The sequence below is a fragment of the Rhizobium sp. SAFR-030 genome, from assembly GCF_059415005.1.
In genome coordinates this window covers 108,647-126,699 of record NZ_JBPFDO010000005.1, presented here as the reverse complement: position 1 = coordinate 126,699, position 18,053 = coordinate 108,647, and the positions used below count along the sequence as shown (strand labels likewise).

17 protein-coding genes are annotated in these 18,053 nt (G+C 63.2%); 7 read left to right on the top strand and 10 right to left on the bottom strand.

Features of this window, described 5'->3' with window-relative positions; translation table 11 throughout:
• Positions 1–57: 57 nt before the first annotated feature.
• From ACR65N_RS16275 to ACR65N_RS16230, 10 genes are all read right to left on the bottom strand, one after another.
• Positions 58–987 (bottom strand): pseudouridine-5'-phosphate glycosidase, encoded by a 930-nt coding sequence (locus tag ACR65N_RS16275; protein WP_440457866.1) that lies wholly within the window; start codon positions 985–987, stop codon positions 58–60.
• A gap of 5 nt (positions 988–992) precedes the next feature.
• A complete protein-coding gene (locus tag ACR65N_RS16270; protein WP_440457865.1) occupies positions 993–2,111 on the bottom strand; it encodes a carbohydrate kinase in 1,119 nt (372 codons plus the stop codon).
• A 96-nt stretch (positions 2,112–2,207) separates the two neighbouring features.
• Positions 2,208–3,515 (bottom strand): nicotinate phosphoribosyltransferase, encoded by a 1,308-nt coding sequence (pncB, locus tag ACR65N_RS16265; RefSeq protein WP_440457864.1) that lies wholly within the window; start codon positions 3,513–3,515, stop codon positions 2,208–2,210.
• Positions 3,516–3,666: 151 nt separating this feature from the next.
• Positions 3,667–3,975 carry a hypothetical protein gene (locus ACR65N_RS16260; RefSeq protein WP_430306400.1) on the bottom strand — a complete coding sequence of 103 codons (309 nt, stop codon included), beginning with the start codon at positions 3,973–3,975 and terminating at the stop codon, positions 3,667–3,669.
• 102 nt (positions 3,976–4,077) lie between these two features.
• Positions 4,078–5,706 carry an ABC transporter ATP-binding protein gene (locus ACR65N_RS16255; RefSeq protein ID WP_440457863.1) on the bottom strand — a complete coding sequence of 543 codons (1,629 nt, stop codon included), beginning with the start codon at positions 5,704–5,706 and terminating at the stop codon, positions 4,078–4,080.
• Positions 5,703–6,200 carry a type II toxin-antitoxin system VapC family toxin gene (locus tag ACR65N_RS16250; RefSeq protein WP_440457862.1) on the bottom strand — a complete coding sequence of 166 codons (498 nt, stop codon included), beginning with the start codon at positions 6,198–6,200 and terminating at the stop codon, positions 5,703–5,705. The genes ACR65N_RS16255 and ACR65N_RS16250 overlap by 4 nt, the downstream gene beginning before the upstream one ends.
• Positions 6,197–6,502 (bottom strand): hypothetical protein, encoded by a 306-nt coding sequence (locus ACR65N_RS16245; protein WP_440457861.1) that lies wholly within the window; start codon positions 6,500–6,502, stop codon positions 6,197–6,199. Before ACR65N_RS16245 ends, ACR65N_RS16250 begins: the two co-directional genes overlap by 4 nt.
• A gap of 63 nt (positions 6,503–6,565) precedes the next feature.
• Positions 6,566–7,720, bottom strand: a complete 1,155-nt coding sequence (locus tag ACR65N_RS16240) for an ABC transporter permease (protein ID WP_430306404.1) — start codon at positions 7,718–7,720, stop codon at positions 6,566–6,568.
• Positions 7,720–8,799 (bottom strand): microcin C ABC transporter permease YejB, encoded by a 1,080-nt coding sequence (locus tag ACR65N_RS16235; RefSeq protein ID WP_440457860.1) that lies wholly within the window; start codon positions 8,797–8,799, stop codon positions 7,720–7,722. Before ACR65N_RS16235 ends, ACR65N_RS16240 begins: the two co-directional genes overlap by 1 nt.
• A gap of 202 nt (positions 8,800–9,001) precedes the next feature.
• On the bottom strand, positions 9,002–10,840 hold the full coding sequence (locus ACR65N_RS16230; protein WP_440457859.1) for an extracellular solute-binding protein: 1,839 nt from the start codon (positions 10,838–10,840) through the stop codon (positions 9,002–9,004).
• Positions 10,841–11,053: 213 nt separating this feature from the next.
• Between ACR65N_RS16230 and mepA the strand changes: the two genes are divergently transcribed.
• From mepA to ACR65N_RS16195, 7 genes are all read left to right on the top strand, one after another.
• On the top strand, positions 11,054–12,091 hold the full coding sequence (gene mepA / locus ACR65N_RS16225) for a penicillin-insensitive murein endopeptidase (protein WP_440457858.1): 1,038 nt from the start codon (positions 11,054–11,056) through the stop codon (positions 12,089–12,091).
• A 94-nt stretch (positions 12,092–12,185) separates the two neighbouring features.
• Positions 12,186–12,560, top strand: a complete 375-nt coding sequence (locus tag ACR65N_RS16220; protein ID WP_430306408.1) for a methylglyoxal synthase — start codon at positions 12,186–12,188, stop codon at positions 12,558–12,560.
• 22 nt (positions 12,561–12,582) lie between these two features.
• Positions 12,583–13,608: a glucokinase gene (locus ACR65N_RS16215; RefSeq protein ID WP_440457857.1), complete on the top strand. Its 1,026-nt coding sequence runs from the start codon at positions 12,583–12,585 to the stop codon at positions 13,606–13,608.
• A gap of 110 nt (positions 13,609–13,718) precedes the next feature.
• Positions 13,719–15,503, top strand: a complete 1,785-nt coding sequence (locus ACR65N_RS16210; protein ID WP_440457856.1) for an ABC transporter ATP-binding protein — start codon at positions 13,719–13,721, stop codon at positions 15,501–15,503.
• A 30-nt stretch (positions 15,504–15,533) separates the two neighbouring features.
• On the top strand, positions 15,534–16,355 hold the full coding sequence (gene dapB, locus ACR65N_RS16205; protein ID WP_440457855.1) for a 4-hydroxy-tetrahydrodipicolinate reductase: 822 nt from the start codon (positions 15,534–15,536) through the stop codon (positions 16,353–16,355).
• A gap of 32 nt (positions 16,356–16,387) precedes the next feature.
• Entirely contained in the window at positions 16,388–17,023 is a 636-nt protein-coding gene (locus ACR65N_RS16200) for a 2,3-bisphosphoglycerate-dependent phosphoglycerate mutase (protein WP_430306412.1), read from the top strand.
• A gap of 326 nt (positions 17,024–17,349) precedes the next feature.
• Positions 17,350–18,036, top strand: coding sequence for a DUF1045 domain-containing protein (locus ACR65N_RS16195; RefSeq protein ID WP_440457854.1), 687 nt, complete (start codon positions 17,350–17,352; stop codon positions 18,034–18,036).
• Positions 18,037–18,053: the final 17 nt, after the last annotated feature.

Sequence of the window (18,053 nt, the reverse complement as noted above, 5' to 3'; positions counted from 1 at the left end):
TCCCTCCGACACGCGGAGGGAACCTGCTTCAGCGGGCACTGGCCGACGGCGACGCGGTCAGCCGTTGGCCTTCTTGATTGCCGCATAGGCGACCGCCATGCGGGCCGCGAGCGCTGCATTGTTCTTCACCAGCGCAATGTTTGCCTTCAGGCTTTCGCCGTTCGACAACTCGTTGATGCGAGACAGCAGGAAGGGCGTCAGCTCCTTGCGGCCGATACCGCGCTGTTCAGCTTCACGCACCGCATCGGCAATCGTTCCATCGATGAAATCAGCCGTGAGGGCCGCGTTCTGCGGGATCGGATTGGCGATCAGCAGCCCGGTTCCGGTGCCGAGACGGTGATGAAGGTGCATGGCCTCAGCGATCTCTTCCGGCGTATCCAGCCGGTGATCCGCCTTGTAGCCGCTGGTGCGGGTGAAGAATGCAGGAAAATCCTCCGTGCCATAGGCAATCACCGGAACGCGCTGGGTTTCCAGATATTCAAGCGTCTTGGCGATATCGAGGATCGACTTGACGCCGGCGCAGACGACAGCCGTCTTCGTACGGCCAAGTTCCGTCAGGTCCGCCGAGATGTCGAAGGTCTGTTCCGCCCCGCGGTGAACGCCGCCGACACCACCCGTGGCGAAAATCTCGATACCGGCCAGGTCGGCGAGCAGCATGGTTGCCGAGACCGTCGTGCCGGCGGAGGCCTTGCGCACCATGGCGACCGCGAGATCCCTGCCGGACGCCTTGACGATGCCCTTGGCCTGCGCCAGCGCTTCCAGTTCGTCGCGCTCCAGCCCGGCCCGCAGCTCCCCTTCGACCACGGCGATCGTTGCCGGGACCGCACCGTTTTCGCGGACAACGGCCTCTACGGCGAGTGCCGTTTCGACATTCGCCGGATAGGGCATGCCGTGGGTGATGATGGTCGATTCCAGAGCCACCACCGGCCCGCCGGCGGCAAGCGCCTCTTGCACTTCACGGCTCAGCTTTGGACGTAGCAGGGTCATCGGGGTCATCCTTCCTGGTGTGCAAGCCGGTGTGCATGGGCCTGCAGAAAATGTTGCGAGAGTTCGGGGTGGACGCTTGCCGAGGTTTCTGTGGTGAGCGCCCCGAGCAGGCTGCCGAGGCGGGCTGCCTTGTAGACATCCTGTTCTGCGAGAAGACCGTGGAGCGCGCCGGCGATCATGGCATCCCCGGCGCCCGTCATGTCGATGGCGTTTGCAGCAACGGCGGCAAACGTCCGGACGTTGCTCTCAGCGGCAACGGCCATGCCGCGCGCACCCATGGTGACGACGACGTTGCCAGCTCCCTGACCGGCAAGCCGGGGTGCGGCATCGGCCGCATCATCAAGCGACGTATGGCCGCTGCGGCCGAGCCGGCTGTTGGCCTCGTCAATGTTCATGAACAGCAGGTCTATTCCCGTCAGATCCTCCGGCAGGCGGCCGACCTTGTGGGTCGAAACGGCGTCGACCGCCAGCTGGAAGCGGGCGCCTTGCCGGCGGGAAACGAGGTAGGCGAGCGTATCGGCGGGCAGATTGCAGTCGGCAAATACCAGCGAGGCCGATGCCAGATGCGCCCAGGCGCGATCAATGTGGTCCGGACGCAGGAGATCGAAGATCCCCATGTCGGCAATGCCCATGACCAGATCGCCCTTCGGGTCGAGGATCGCCGCATATTCGGCCGTCTGTCGCTCACGCGTGGTCACCACCTGGCTGACATCGACGCCCCGCTCGCGCAGATGCGCAAGAATCGATGCCCCTGTCTCGTCCTCGCCGACGAGCGAGACGAAGCTGGTGGGCGTGCCGAGAAGCGCCAGATTTTCTGCCACGTTGCGGGCAACGCCGCCGAAGCTGCGCGTACTGTCCACCGGATTGGAGGTTTCCATCACCACCGGCTCGCGCGCCCGATACTTCCGATCAAACACCGCGCCGCCAATCAGGACGGCACGTTTCGGTTCCGGGAGAAGATAGCCGCGCCCGAGCACATAGCCCTTCTGCACCAGCTGGGACACGTGCGCCGCCACCGTCGACCGCGCCAGGCCCAAAGCCGCTGCAATCTCCTGCTGACCGGCAAACGGATTGTCCCGGATGATCTTCAGTACCGATATTTCCTGCGAACCGAGATCGTCCATCCAAGTCGTGTCCCACGCAATCTTGGACACCTTCTCCCAACAACTGTTTTCCTTGTCAACAGTTGTTTAATCGACGGCTTGCAACGGCACGCCTTGTCAGACGAGAACAGCCTGCTCCACGCGATCCTCCTGGCCGAAGAAGCGCAGGTAGCGCTGAACTTCCGCAGGGTCGCCGGTCGCCTTGCGTGGATTGTCCGAAAGCTTGACGGCGGGGCGCCCATTGGCTTCGCTGACCTTGCAGACGATCGAGATCGGCTTCAGCCCATCGATTTCACTCGGGGCGCAACCGGCAAAGTCGTTGGTGAGATTGGTACCCCAGCCAAAGCCCATGCGGACGCGGCCCTCGAAGTGCCGGTAGGTATCGATGATCGCATCGACGTCGAGCCCGTCGGAAAACACCAGCAGCTTCTGCCTCGGATCACGACCCATCTTCTTCCACCAGGCGACGATCCGTTCACCGCCCTCGATCGGCGGCGCGCTATCCGGCCGAAAACCAGTCCAGTCGGCCACCCATTCCGGCGCGTCGCGCAGGAAGGAGGCCGTGCCGAATGCATCCGGGAGAACGACCAGCAGGTTGCCGCCATAGAGTCGGTTCCACTCCTTGAGCACCTGGTAGGGTGCGGCGCGCAGCTCCGCGTCACTGTTGGCAAGCGCCGCCATCACCATCGGCAGTTCGTGCGCATTGGTACCGACGGCTTCCAGATCCGAATCCATCGCAAGCAGGACGTTGCTGGTGCCGGTAAAGGCCGGGCCGATACCTTCCTTCAGCGCCTCGACACACCAGCGCTGCCACAGGAAGCTGTGGCGACGGCGGGTTCCGAAATCCGAAATCCTGAGACCCGGCAGAGCCTGCAGACGCTCGACCTTTGCCCACATCTTAGCCTTGGCGCGTGCGTAGAGAACGTCGAGCGTGAATGGTCCGAGGCTCCGCATCGCCGAGCGCGAGCGCAGCTCGTTGATGATGGCAAGCGCCGGGATCTCCCACATGGTTGTATCGGTCCAACGGCCGTGGAACGTCAATTCATACTGCCCGTCCCGTTTGGACAGCTCGTATTCCGGCAGCTGGTATCGGGAAAGCCAGGCCAGGAAGTCAGGTTCGAAGATCTGCTCCTTGCCGTAGAAGCTGTTACCGGCAAGCCAGATCATCTCCTTCTTGGAGAGCCGGAGCGTCCGGGCGTGATCGAGCTGATCGCGAAGCTCGGCCTCGTCGATTTCGTCGGTCAGCCGCACTGTCTTGGTGCGGTTGATCAGCGAAAACGTCACATCCGTATCCGGATGCAGCTTCCAGATCATCTGCAGCATCAGAAGCTTGTAGAAGTCCGTATCGATCAGGCTGCGGACAATGGGATCCAGCTTCCACGTGTGATTATAGACACGTTTCGCGATATCGGTCTTCGTTGCCATGGCTGCCTCTGCCCACACTCCTCCCGGGAGGGGGCTTCGTTACGACGGAGGCTCCCGCGCAGGGAACCTCCCGGACGTTATCGAAAAAAGCCGGAGCAAAGTCCAGACACAGACCGCTTAAATCGATTGAGCCGCTGGCGACCTGGAAGCATCAGGGATTGGCCGAGGGCTGAGCGTTGGGATTGGCCGGGGTCGTCGAGCCGGCGGGCGGCGTTGCCGTCTGTTCGGCCGGCGGTTCCGTCGACTGTCCCCACCATTCTGCGGCTCCCCAGGCGACCATGGCGAGCACCAGGCCACAGACCAGCACCATGAAGACGGGCATGCCGCGTCGGCCCTGGCGGGCCTCCGTGGGGCTCATGGGACGCTCGGCCTGTTCCACCGGGCGCGTCGCGCTGCGGGTGAAGTTCGGATCCTGCAAATGTGCGGGCGTGGTCTCGGTGGGATCGATACGGCTGTTCATGCGCGTTACTCCTCTTGTCGCGCGGCATCGGCCCCGCGTCTCCTGGAAGGCAACGGGAAATCTTCGGGTTTGTTCCCGTAACGGCGACCTGCCTAATGGCGACTACTGCGCGATGGCACCGGTTGCGATCGCCTTCATGTTGAAGGCGGCAGCCATCAGGGCGCGCGTGTATTCGTTCTGCGGCGCGCCGAAGATCTGCTCCGACGGCCCCTCCTCCATCACCTTGCCGGCGCGCATGACGATCACGTGGTTTGCGAGCGCCTTCACCACCTTCAAGTCGTGGCTGATGAACAGATAGGCGAGATCATGCTTGCGCTGCAGGTCGCGTAGCAGGTCGACCACCTGCGCCTGAACCGTCATGTCGAGAGCGGAGGTCGGCTCGTCGAGCATCACGAACCTCGGCTTCAGCACCATCGCCCGCGCGATCGCGATGCGTTGCCGCTGGCCGCCGGAAAATTCGTGCGGATAGCGCCAGCGCGTGGCGGGATCCAGGCCGACCTCGTCCAGCGCGCCGGCGACTGCCCGGTCACGGTCCGCCGACGACAGGTTGGGCTGATGCACCTTCAGACCCTCGGCAATGATCTCTCCGACCGACATGCGCGGGCTGAGCGAGCCGTAGGGATCCTGGAAGACCACCTGCAGCCTGTCACGCAGCGGTCGCATGCGCTTGAAGCTGTAGGAGCCTATGTCCTTGCCTATGAAGGCGATCTGACCCTGCGACGAGATCAGCCGGGTGAGCGCCAGACCAAGCGTCGTCTTGCCGGAGCCGGATTCGCCGACCACGCCGACGGTCTCGCCGGCGCGCAACGTCACATTGATGCCGTCGACCGCCTTCACGTGATCGACCACCCGGCGCATGAAGCCGGCCTTTACCGGAAACCAGACGCGGACGTCGCGGCCTTCGATGACCACGGGTCTCGACGGATCTGCCGATGGCGGTTCGCCGCGTGGTTCGGAGGCGAGCAGGTGACGCGTGTAATCATGCTTTGGTGCTGCGAACACCTCCTCGACGGTACCCCGTTCGACGATCTTGCCCTTGGTCATGACGCAGACCCTGTCTGCAAACCGCCGGACGATGCCGAGATCATGGGTGATGAAGAGAATGGACATGCCGTACTCGACCTGCAACCGCTTCAGCAGTTCGAGGATCTGCGCCTGCACCGTTACGTCGAGCGCTGTGGTCGGTTCATCGGCGATCAGCAGTTTCGGCCGGTTGGCGAGCGCCATGGCGATCATGACGCGCTGCCGCTGGCCACCGGAGAGTTCGTGAGGATAGGCTTTCAGCCGCTTTTCCGGATCGCGGATGCCGACCTGGTGCAGCAGTTCGAGGATACGCTCGCCAACCGCCTCGCCAGCCATCCCCTGATGCAGTTCGACAATCTCGCCAACCTGCCTCTCGATCGTGTGCAGCGGATTGAGCGATGTCATCGGCTCCTGGAAAATCATCGTGACATCGTTGCCGCGCACCTGACGCAGTTGCGCTTCCGACGCCTTCAGCAGATCGCGCCCGCCAAACAGGATCTCCCCGGAGGGGTGGCTGGCGGAGGGATAGGGCAACAGCTTCAGTACCGAGTTGGCAGTCACCGACTTTCCCGAACCGCTCTCGCCGACCAGAGCCATCACTTCGCCGGGCGCGATGTCGAAGGATACCCGGTCGACGGCAAGCGTCTGCTTGCCGCCCTGATGGAAGGCGACGGAGAGATCGCGGACGGAGAGAAGTGGATCGGTCATGCGGTGAGGCTTTCGAGAAGAGCGGCAAGCGAGGGTTCGTCAGGGCGGATGATGGCAAGAGGTGTCATCTCGATGGATCCGAGGAAAGGGTGCTCCAAGGCGGGAACATCCTGCAAGGCCAGGTCCGCAGTCATGAGGTGCGAGCAGCGGTGCACCAGGGCGGAAGCCAGATGGATGGCATCCGGAAGTTTGAGGCGTGGAACCCGGGCGCGCAACAGCGCGGCCAGATCGAGAACGGGTGCATCGACTTCACAGACCGACAGCCAGGAACTGGGCTGAGCCCAGGATGAGTAAACCGATGCGGCGATGGCGTCTCCGTCACGCAGCGGCTTCACCATCAGTTCCGCGAAAGCCAGCCTGCTGGTGATGAACAGAGGAGGCAAGTCACGCTCCGCCAGAACCACGCTTGCCAGCAAACGCCCCGTGAGCGTGAGGGGCTCACCCAGGCTTATGAGAACGTTCGTATCAAGATAGATCCGCCCGGGAGGCCTCATTTATCGTCCCATTCATCGCGCAGCGTGCGCACGCGCGCCACCGCCTCCTCCACCGAGACGGCTGGTCGATCGGTCATACGCAGGAGCCCGAGCTGCTCCCGAAGATCGTCCCGGGACATCGGCTTTCGATCCTCTGGATCCGTCGACCAAAAATCCGCGGCCCATGTTTCCAGACGCTCGGTGGCCGACATAGCAGCTTCCACCTCCACCACCACGCGCACCGTCGAGCCCGCCTCAAGACCTTCGCGCAGGTCTTCGGGCAGGTTTTCCACCGGGTAGTGCTCACGCACGATCTTGTTCATCTCGTCCGCCTTGTCTGCGCCAATCAGCATGCTGCCACAAAATGCGTCCGAAGACGATCCGGTTCACCCGAAGGTCTTGCGTGGATCGAAAGCGTCGCGCACCGCCTCGCCGATGAAGATCAGCAGCGACAGCATGATCGACATGGAGAAGAACGCCGCCAGCCCCAGCCACGGTGCCTGCAGGTTGTTCTTGCCCTGAGCGATCATCTCACCGAGCGACGGCGAGCCGGGCGGCATGCCAAAACCGAGAAAATCGAGCGAAGTGAGCGTGGCGATGGAGCCCGACAGGATGAAGGGTAGGAAGGTCAGCGTTGCCACCATGGCGTTGGGCAGGAGGTGACGGAACATGATCGTCCAGTCGCCGACGCCGAGCGCTCTTGCAGCTCGCACGTATTCGAAGTTTCTCGCCCGCAAAAATTCGGCGCGCACCACATGCACGAAGCCCACCCATTCGAACAGCAGCATGATGCCGAGCAGCACGAAGAAGCCGGGCGGCAGGATGGCCGCGATGATCAGGAGGATGTAGAGAACCGGCATCGACGACCAGATCTCGATGAAGCGTTGCATCAGAAGGTCGGTCCAGCCCCCGAAGAAGCCCTGGATGGCGCCGGCCGTAACGCCGACGATCGCCGAGCAGATGGTCAGCGCCAGGCCGAACAGCACCGAGATGCGGAAACCGTAGATCAGCCGGGCGAGTACGTCGCGCGCCTGATCGTCGGTCCCGAACCAGTTGAGGTTACCGAGCCGGCAATTCACATCCTCGGCGCCTTGCGGATAGGCGCTGCAGCGTTCGCCCGCATCCATCAGCCAGAAGGGCGGGGTCGGCGCCGAATGCGGGATGGACGAGTTGACGGTCTGGTAGGAGTAGCGGATCGGCGGCCAGATCATCCAGCCATTGCTGTTGATCTCTTCCTGGATGAAGTCGGAACGGTAATCGGTGGTCGCCAGGAAGCCGCCGAACTTCTCTTCCGGATAGTTTACCGCCACCGGAACCAGGATCTCGCCCTTATAGGAGACGAGGATCGGCCGATCGTTGGCGATCAGTTCGGCGCAGAGCGACAGCCCGAACAGCACGAGGAAAATCCAGAACGACCAGTAGCCGCGCCGGTTGGCCCTGAAGTTCTGCAGCCGGCGGATATTCGTCGGCGCAAGCCAGGGCCTGCGCGGCGGAGCGGCTCCGAGATTGTCTCGATCGATGGTGGAAGCATTGGAGGTCATCATACCTCCCGCTTTTCAAAATCGATCCGTGGATCGATCCACGTATAGATGAGGTCGGAGACAAGGCTGACGACGAGGCCGAGCAGCGAAAAGATGTAGAGCGTGCCGAAGACGATCGGATAATCGCGGTTGACGATTGCCAGGTAGCCGAGACGGCCCAAGCCGTCTAGCGAGAAGATGTTCTCGATCAGCAGCGAACCGGTGAAGAAGGCCGAGATGAAGGACGCCGGGAAGCCGGCGATGACGATCAGCATGGCGTTGCGGAATACGTGGCCGTAGAGCACGCGCCGCTCCGGCAGGCCCTTGGCGCGCGCCGTCACCACATACTGCTTCTTGATCTCGTCGATGAACGAGTTCTTGGTCAGCAGCGTCGTCGTGGCGAACGCTGACAGCGACAGGGCGATCAGCGGCAGCGTCAGGTGCCAGAAATAATCGAGGATCTTCTGCCACCAGGGCAGTTCGCTCCAGTTGTCGGAGACGAGGCCGCGCAGCGGGAACCAGTCGAAGAACGAGCCGCCGGCAAACACGACGATGAGCAGGATGCCGAACAGGAAACTTGGTACCGCATAGCCGACGACGATGATCCCGGAGGTCCAGACATCGAAGGCCGAGCCATCGCTGACGGCCTTCTTGATGCCGAGCGGAATGGAGATCATGTAGGAGCCGAAGAGGATCCAGACCCCGAGCGATATCGAGACAGGCAGCTTGTCGAGGATCAGGTCGATCACCGAAGTATTGCGGAAGAAGCTTTCACCGAAATCGAAGCGGGCATAGTTCCACATCATTTCGAGGAAGCGCGTCAGCGGCGGCTTGTCGAAGCCGAACTGTTTCTCCAGCCGCTCGATCAGCTCCGGATCAAGACCCTGTGCGCCGCGGTAGCGCGCTTCATCGCCGCCGCCGAGCTGCTGGACGTCCGAGCTACCGCCGAGCCTGTCACCGCTGTCGGATCCCTGGATCTGGGCGATCACCTGCTCGACCGGGCCGCCGGGGGCAAACTGCACGACGAGGAACGAGATCCCCATGATCCCGACGATCGTCGGGATCATCAGCAACAGGCGCCGCAGGATATAGGCGCCCATCAGCGCGCTCCGCCTGGGCAGCCGTCAGGGCTACGGGTCTCGTTGGAAATCGGGCACTCGGTCATTGTAACTCTCGTCGGCTTCTTCTCATCGGGGAATCAGCGATCCGCTCATTTGGACTGTTTGCACCGGCTAGCACAAGCGCTCTCGCCTTCGCCGTAAGGAGATCCAGGCCCCTCACCGTCGTTGAATAGGCCGGCGGTCACTGCTTCGCCTTCGCCCACCAGATGTCCGGGAAGCCGATGCCATACTCCGGCAGCGTCTGCGGATGCGCAAGCCGGTTCCAGTAGGCGATCTTGGTCTCGCCCGTGTAGAACAGCGGCATGACGTAATGCCTGGCGAGCAGGACGCGGTCCATGGCCTTGACCGCCGCCACCTGTTCGTCGCGATTGGGTGCCGCCGTGATCATCCCGATCAGCGTGTCGATTGCCGGATCGGCAATCCCGGCATAGTTGCGCGATCCGTTGCGGCCGACCGATTGCGAGCCCCAGTAATCTGCCTGTTCATTGCCGGGATTCATGGTCTGCGCCCATACGCTCCAGATGACATCGTAGTCGAAGCTGCGAATACGGTTGATGTACTGCGAGGCGTCGACGGTACGGATGCGGGCATCGATGCCGATTTTCTTCAGGCTGGCGACGAAGGGCAGCACCGATCGCTCCAGCGCCGGACTGTTCAGGAGGATTTCGAAGCTCATCGGCTGGCCGGTCTTGGTGTTGACCATCCGGTTGCCCTTCAACTCCCAGCCGGCCTCCTTCATCAGGGCGATCGCCTGCCGGAAATTGTCGCGAACCTTCTGCGGATCGCCGCCCACCGGGTTTGTGTAGGGCTTGTTGAAGACCTCCGGCGGCACCTGGTCCTTGATGCCTTCGAGAATTTCGAGTTCGCGTCCCTGCGGCAGGCCGGAGGAGGCAAGTTCGGTGCCCCAGAAGAAGCTGTCGACGCGCTTCAGACCGCCATAGGCGAGGTTCTTGTTCAAATCCTCGAAGTCGAAGGCGTAGTTCAGCGCCTCGCGAACCCTCTCGTCCTTGAAGATGTCGCGGCGCATGTTCGGCACCATGGCCTGCATGACGCCGGTGGCGCGGAACTGGTTGGGAAGCGCCTCGCGCACCACCCGGCCGTCCTTTACCGCATCGAATGCGTAACGGGTGGCCCAGCGGCTGGAACTGCTCTCCTGATAATAATCGATAGTGCCGGCGCGGAAAGCTTCGAACTCGACGTCCGGATCGGCAAAGTAGGTGTAGCTGATGGTCGCAAAGTTGTGCTGCCCGACGTTGATCGGCAGATCCTTGCCCCAATAATCGTCGCGGCGCTCGTAGCGGATGGTCGAGCCTGGCTGTACGGCGCCGATCTTGTAGGCGCCGGACCCCATCAGCGGCTCCAGCGTCGTGCGTGAAATGTCGCGCTGCTGACCACGGGCATCCTTGCCCTCCCACCAGTGCTTCGGCAGGACAGGAAAATCTCCGACGATGGCGGGAAGCTCGCGGTTGTTCTTCTCGTCGAAGCGGAAGGTGACTTCACGGTCGCCGGTCTTCTCGGCAGCGGTCACATGGCGATAGTAGCTGGCAAGCTGGGTGCTGTGCTGCTTGGCAGCGTCGAAGCTGAAGATCACGTCCTCTGGCGTCACCGGCTGTCCGTCGGCCCATTTCGCCTCCGGCCGCAGCCGGAAGCTCGCCGACGACATGTCGTCTGGAACGGCCACCGCTTCGGCAAGCAGTCCGTAGCTAGCCAGAACCTCATTCTCGGAAGTCTTGAGCAGTGTCTCGAACACGAGGGTCGTTCCCAAGGCCGGGCTACCGCGGTCGATCAGCGGATTGAAGCTATCGAAGGTGCCTTCCGCCGACAGGCGCAGTTCGCCGCCTTTCGGCGCGTCAACGTTCACGTAAGGGAGCGCCTTGAAATCCGGTGGCAGTTTGGGCTCCTCGAGCACCGAGATCGCGTGCCGCCAGATCGGCTCCTGGGCCTCGGCGACCAGCGGCACCCAGGCCATGGAGATCGTGGCGAGCGCCGTCAGACCAGTTCGCAGATGCGCCAGGAGCATGCAGCTTTTCCTCGTAATGTTCGACCGATGTCGAGGAACATAAGACAAAGCGGGCCAAAATACAGTCGCACCGTCTCACAAGCTTTTTATCACGTCGCCTTCGTTACGCCGTGATCGGCGCGCGACGGATTCACGACAGGCCCAAATCAGTCTAGATTGACGGGCGCAAGCTTGCACGGCCTCCGCCGCGCTCAATCAGGTAAATGACAGTCGATGCCGAACCCACCCTTCTTGCTCCGCCGGCTCACCATCTCCTCGCTCGGGCTTCTGATGACACTCGCGGCTGGCGCTCCGGCGGTTGCCGACCAGCCCGCCAAGCAGGCCTTCGGCGCCGTGGCGGCACCCAATGCCGGCGCGCAGCAGCCCATCGGCTCCTACGCCAAGGGCTGCATTTCCGGCGCCGTGGCACTGCCGGACGATGGACCGCACTGGCAGGCGATGCGCCTGTCGCGCAACAGGCACTGGGGCATGCCGCAAACGATCGCGACGCTGCAACAGCTGTCGCAGGACGCGGTGCGACTTGGCTGGGGCAACGGCATCCTGGTCGGCGACATGTCGCAACCGCGTGGGGGCCCGATGGCATCGGGACATGCGTCCCATCAGGTAGGCCTCGACGTGGATGTCTGGTTCACGCCGATGCCAGACAAGCGCCTCACGCCTGCTGAGCGCGAGACCATCCCGTTCACCTCCATGCTCGACAAGAGCAAGTTCCTGAGTGTCGACAGCCGGCGCTGGACCAGCACGTCCGCACGTCTGGTGATGACGGCTGCAAGCTATCCGCAGGTCGAGCGGATTTTTGTCAATCCGGCGATCAAGAAGAAGCTCTGCGAAAGCTGGACCGGCGACCGCTCGGATCTTGGCAAGGTCCGTCCAATGTACGGCCATGACGAACACTTCCACATTCGCCTCACCTGTCCGCCGGGCGTCGCAAGCTGCAAACCGCAGGCACCGGTGGCGTCGGGCGACGGCTGCGACAAGTCGCTGGCGTGGTGGTTCACTCCGGAGCCTTGGGCCAAGCCGAAACCCGATCCGAATCGCAAGCCACCGCCGCCGCCAAGGCCTGTGATGGTTTCGGACCTGCCGAAGGCCTGTGCCGCGGTTCTGGCCGCCCCCAGTTCCAGCTCCGGCTCTGCGGTTCGCGCGTCCATGACGGCGTCGCCGGCCGAACCCGAGACCGCCGTGCCGGCTGCCGCTGCGGTTCCGGTCCTCCCGGATACGGCGCCGGAGCCACGACCGCGGCCGACAAATTGATCCTGCGGCCGTAAATCGATTTAAAGCCTTCCATTGCGAAACACCTTCGGTGTAGAAAACGAGCCTCCCGAGAGAAGCCGAGGAACGAGGTCTCGTGACGGAAAAGCCCTGCATCGCGCTCATTGCGCATGACCAGAAGAAAGCCGAAATGGCGGAGTTCGCGCAGCGCCACGAGAAGGTGCTGGCCGGTTTCCGCATCGTTGCCACCGGAACCACGGGAGGACGCGTGCAGGAAGCCTGTCCCAGCCTCTCGGTCACTCGGCTGAAGAGCGGACCGCTGGGCGGCGACCAGCAGATCGGCGCGATGATCGCCACCGGCGAGGTCAGCATGCTGATCTTCTTCACCGATCCGCTCACGCCCCTGCCGCACGATGTCGACGTCAAGGCGCTGACGCGGCTTGCTACCGTCTATGACATCCCGATGGCGCTGAACCGCGCCACGGCCGAAAAACTCGTCGACTTCCAGTAAGTCCGCCGCACGGAGCCCCTTGATGGCAAGAGAATTTCACAGCGTTGCGCCGCTGGCCTTCCCGATCCTGATTGGCGATATCGGCGGAACGAATGCGCGGTTCTGGGTTCTGGCCGACAGTCTTGCCGAACCGCAGCAGTTTCCCAATGTCCGCACTGCGGATTTCGAGACAATCGACCAGGCCATCCAGCAGGAGGTCCTCGACAAGACGTCCAAGCAGCCGCGATCGGCAATCCTCGCTGTTGCTGCACCCATCGAGGGTGACGAGATCCCGCTGACCAATTGCGACTGGATCGTCCGGCCGAGACAGCTCATCGAACAGCTGGGCTTCAGCGACGTGCTGGTGATCAACGATTTCGAGGCGCAGGCGCTGGCGATCGCGTCGCTGTCTCCGGACGACCGCATGCCGGTCGGTCCGCGTAACGATGCCCCGGTCGCCTCGCGCGTCGTACTCGGGCCCGGCACCGGCCTCGGGGTCGCCGGACTGGTGCATGCCCGCGACATGTGGTTTCCGGTGCCCGGCGAAGGCGGGCATGTCGATCTCGGTCCGCGCAGCGAGCGCGATCTCGAGATCTTTCCGAACATCGAGCGGATCGAGGGCCGCGTCGCCGGCGAGCAGATCCTCTGCGGTCGCGGCCTCGTCAATCTCTACCGCGCCATCTGCAAGACCGACGGCATCGAACCGATCTACAACGATCCGGCCGATATCACCACGCATGGTCTGTCCGGCCACAACCCGCAGGCGTTCGAGACCCTCACGCTGTTCGTCACCTATCTCGGCCGGCTTGCCGGCGACATGGCGCTGATCATGATGGCCAAGGGCGGCGTCTATCTGGCCGGCGGCATTTCGCAGAAGATCATCCCCGCCCTCAAGCGACCGGAGTTCCGCGCAGCGTTCGAGGACAAGGCACCGCATACGGCGCTGATGCGCCAGATTCCAACCTTCATCGTGACGCATCCGCAGGCGGCACTCGCGGGACTGGCGTCCTATGCGCGGACGCCCGAGCAGTTCGGATTGGCGACGGACGGACGTCGCTGGCGGGGGTAGTAATGCAACAGCCGGCTGGAATCTAAAGGGTGCTTCTAGCCAAAGATGGCACGACTGGTTAAGACCCCAACGCGCGGCCATCTTGCCGCACCGATAAGGGAAGACCTTTTTTGGACGCAGTCGACACAGCGAAGAAGCGCAAGTCCCTCGTGGATTCCGGCACCGTCACGGGCGTGCTGAAGCGGATCATTGCCGAAAACGGCCGCGAGCACCTGGGCGGATATGCGATTGCGATCTCCTGTCTGGTGGTGGTCGCACTGTCGACCGCCTTTACCGCCTGGATCATGGAATCGGTCGTCAACGAGGCGTTCGCCAACAAGCGTGCCGATCTCGTCTGGATGATCTGCGGGGCGATCTTCATCGCCTTCGTGCTGCGCGGCCTTGCCACCTACGGCCAGGCCGTCACCCTGTCGAAGATCGGCAACAACATCGTGGCGCAGTACCAGCGCCGGCTTTATGCCCATCTGATGACGCTGTCGGTCGGCTTCTACAGCGAATCCCGCTCCGCGCATCTTGCCGCGCAGATCAGCCAGAACGTCAACGGCATCCGTGACGTGCTGAACCTCACCGTCACGTCGACGGCGCGCGACTTCCTGACGCTGGTGGCACTGATCGCCGTCATGGTCAGCAAGGATCCGATCCTGTCGCTGATCGTCTTCGGCGTCGCCCCGCCGCTTCTTTATGCGCTACGCTACGTATCGAAGCGACTGCGCAGCGCTACCAAGGAATCGGTGGAACTGAACAGCCACGTCGTCGGCGCCATGCAGGAAACCATCCAGGGCATTTCCATCGTCAAGTCGTTCACGATGGAGAAGGAACTCAGCCGCAAGGTCAACGGCATCATCGACGCCGCCGAGAACCGGGCGAACCGTATTGCCCGCCTGACCGAGCGCACCTCGCCGCTGACCGAAACGTTCGCAGGCCTGTCGATTTCCAGCGTGCTGGCCTATGCCGCCTTCCGGTCCATCTACGACGGCGTACCGCCCGGTGCCTTCTTCGCCTTCGTCGCGGCGCTTCTGATGGCCTACGACCCGGCTCGCCGACTGGCGCGCCTGCAGGTGCAGATGGAACGCGCCGTGGTCAACGCCCGGATGATCTACGAGCTTCTGGACCTGCAGCCGCAGCAGCGCGAAGAGCCGAATGCGCGGGACCTGGTGGTCACCGAGGCACGCATCGAGCTCAAGGGAGTGACCTTCCGCTACGGCGGCGGCGACCAGATCCTGAAGCAGGTCGACATCGTCGCCGAGGGTGGCAAGACGACGGCTCTCGTCGGCCCTTCGGGTGCCGGCAAGTCGACGATCATATCGCTGATCCCGCGTTTTTACGATCCGGCAGAAGGCGTCATCCTGATCGATGGCCAGGACATCGCCAAGGTCACCAAGTCGTCGCTTCGCCGTCATCTCGCCTACGTCTCGCAGCAGCCCTACCTGTTCGAGGGAACGATCCGCGATAACATTCGCTACGGCCGCCCGGAAGCTACCGATGCCGAGGTGGAGGAGGCCGCGAGGCTCGCCTATGCGCACAGCTTCATCATGGCACAGCCGCAGGGCTACGAAACACCGGTTGGCGAGAACGGCGTGACCTTGTCCGGCGGCCAGCGGCAGCGGCTGTCGATCGCCCGGGCACTGGTCCGCAATGCGCCGATCCTGCTGCTTGACGAAGCGACGTCGGCGCTCGACAACGAGTCCGAAGCCGCCGTCCAGAAGGCGCTCGATACGGCGATGAACGGCCGCACGGTGGTCGTCGTCGCGCACCGCCTGTCGACCGTCGTCAAGGCTGACAAGATCATCGTCATGGCGGAAGGCCAGGTGGTCGAGGAGGGTAACCACGAGGCGCTTGCACGGCGCCCCGACGGGCTTTACGCTCGGCTGAACAATCTTCAAACGCCCGTCTGACGGGACGCAGAACGGAGCCGAAATTTCCGCATGAGCGAACATGACATGAAGCTGGTGGTCGTGGGCGCCGCAGGACGCATGGGCCAGACGATTATCCGCGTCATCCAGCAGATGCCCGGCGTCAGGCTGCATGCCGCCGTCGAGCGCGAAGGTTCAGCATTCATCGGCAAGGACGCAGGCGAACTGTCCGGCGCCGGCTTCGTCGGCGTTCCGATCACGTCCGATCCGCTGGAAGCCTTCCTGCATGCGGAAGGCGTCATCGACTTCACCTCCCCCGCCGGCTCCGTCGAATTCGCAGCACTCGCCGCTCAGGCACGCATTGTCCACGTCATCGGCACAACCGGCTGCTCGACTGCCGACGGCGACAAGATCGCCGCGGCCGCGCGGCATGCGCGGGTGGTCAAGTCCGGCAATATGAGCCTCGGCGTCAATCTGCTCGGCGTGCTCGTCGAACAGGCCGCGAAGGCACTTCCGGCCAGCGGCTGGGACATCGAAGTGCTGGAAATGCACCACAAGCACAAGGTCGACGCGCCTTCCGGCACGGCGCTTCTGCTGGGTGAAGCCGCAGCCTCCGGGCGCGGCATCGACCTGGCCGCCCAGGCGGTGAGGGTCCGCGATGGCCATACGGGCGCCAGGAGCGAAGGCACGATCGGCTTTGCGGCCCTGCGCGGCGGCTCGGTCATCGGCGAGCACTCGGTCATCCTTGCCGGCGAAGGGGAACTCGTGACCCTCTCCCACAGCGCTCTCGATCGGTCGATCTTCGCCCGCGGCGCGATTGCCGCCGCACTGTGGGCACGGCCGGAAAAGCCCGGCCTCTACTCGATGCTCGACGTGCTCGGGCTTACCCGCTAACTCTCAGATCATAGACCTTCCTGGAGGAATTCATGACCGGCACACTCGTCCTCGTTCGCCACGGTCAGAGCGACTGGAACCTGAAGAACCTGTTCACCGGCTGGAAGGACCCGGAACTCACCGAGCTCGGCGTGCAGGAAGCGAGTTCCGGCGGCGTGGCCCTGGCGGCAACCGGGATCAAGTTCGACATCGCCTTCACGTCCGAACTTAAGCGTGCGCAGGAAACCTGCCGGATCGTGCTCGACAAGGTCGGCCAGAGCGACCTGGAAACGATCCGCGACGTGGCGCTCAACGAGCGCGACTACGGCGATCTCTCAGGTCTCAACAAGGATGACGCGCGCGCAAAGTGGGGCGAAGAACAGGTGCACATCTGGCGCCGCTCATACGACATCCCGCCGCCGGGCGGCGAAAGCCTGCGCGATACCGGTGCACGGGTCTGGCCTTACTATCTGACGGAGATCCTGCCGCGCGTGCTGCGTGGCGAAAAGGTTCTGGTTGCCGCACACGGCAACTCTCTGCGGTCGCTGGTGATGGTCCTCGACCGGATGAGCAAGGCGGAAATCCTCAAGCTCAACCTCGCGACCGGCGTTCCGATGGTCTACCGGCTCAATGCCGATTCGACCGTCGCTTCCAAGCAGGTGCTGGGCGACATGTCCGGCGCTCACTAGGCGGCGAGCAGCACAAGACGGTGGAATGCGCGTCGTTTCCGGGCGCATCCCCTACTTGGCGTACCAGTAGGCCGTGAGAACGCCGCTGGCGGCAAAGATCGAAATGAAGGTGGTGAAGATAACGGTTGCGTCCATGATCCTGTCTCCTTTTACGAGCGGTCAACGCAGCGAGTATCAATTTCGTTGCATCCCCTCTTGAAGACCCATCACATCCGGCTGAGCTGACACGTCGATGTCATGATCGCAGCTTAGCTGTCGCTGCCTCGCAGACAGGTCGCCGACAGGGCTGAACCCGGCTGCGGCGCTTCAATCAGGTGACATTTCGCATGCGTTACGCCGTCTATTTCACTCCACCCGAAGCACATCCGCTGACCAGCGCCGCTGCAATCTGGCTTGGACGCAATGCTTTCGATGACGCGAAGCCATCGATTTCAGTCCCGCAGACCGATCTCGCCCACGATCAATGGCTGACGGCAACGGCGGAACCGCGCCGCTACGGCTTTCACGCGACGCTGAAGGCACCGTTCTTGCTTCCCCCCGATATGCAGGCGCACACGCTTCACGAGGCGTTCCGCAGCTTTTGCCGGGCGACCTCGGCAACCGTCATCCCAAGGCTGGTGCTGGCCCAGCTGGGTCCGTTCTTCGCTCTTGTTCCGGATGGCGAGTGCCACGCCGTGGCAGAGCTTGGCGCGTCCTGCGTTCAGGCCTTCGAACCCTACCGCGCCCCGCTCTCAGAGGCCGACATGGCGCGCCGCAAGCCTGAGCGGCTCACCGCCCGCCAGCGCGAGAACCTGGAACGCTGGGGCTACCCTTACGTCTTTGACGAGTTCCGCTTCCACATGACCTTGACCGGGCCGATCGAGGCCGCCGACCAGCCGCGGATGCGGGCGATCCTCGAGGAGCGCTTCGCCCCCTTCATCGGCCAGCCGCTTAAGATCGAGCACATTGCATTGTTTGTCGAGGAAGAGCGCGGATCGCCGTTCAAGGTCGCCGAGCTTCTGCCGCTCGCCTAGCCGCGAGCGGCGCGGTT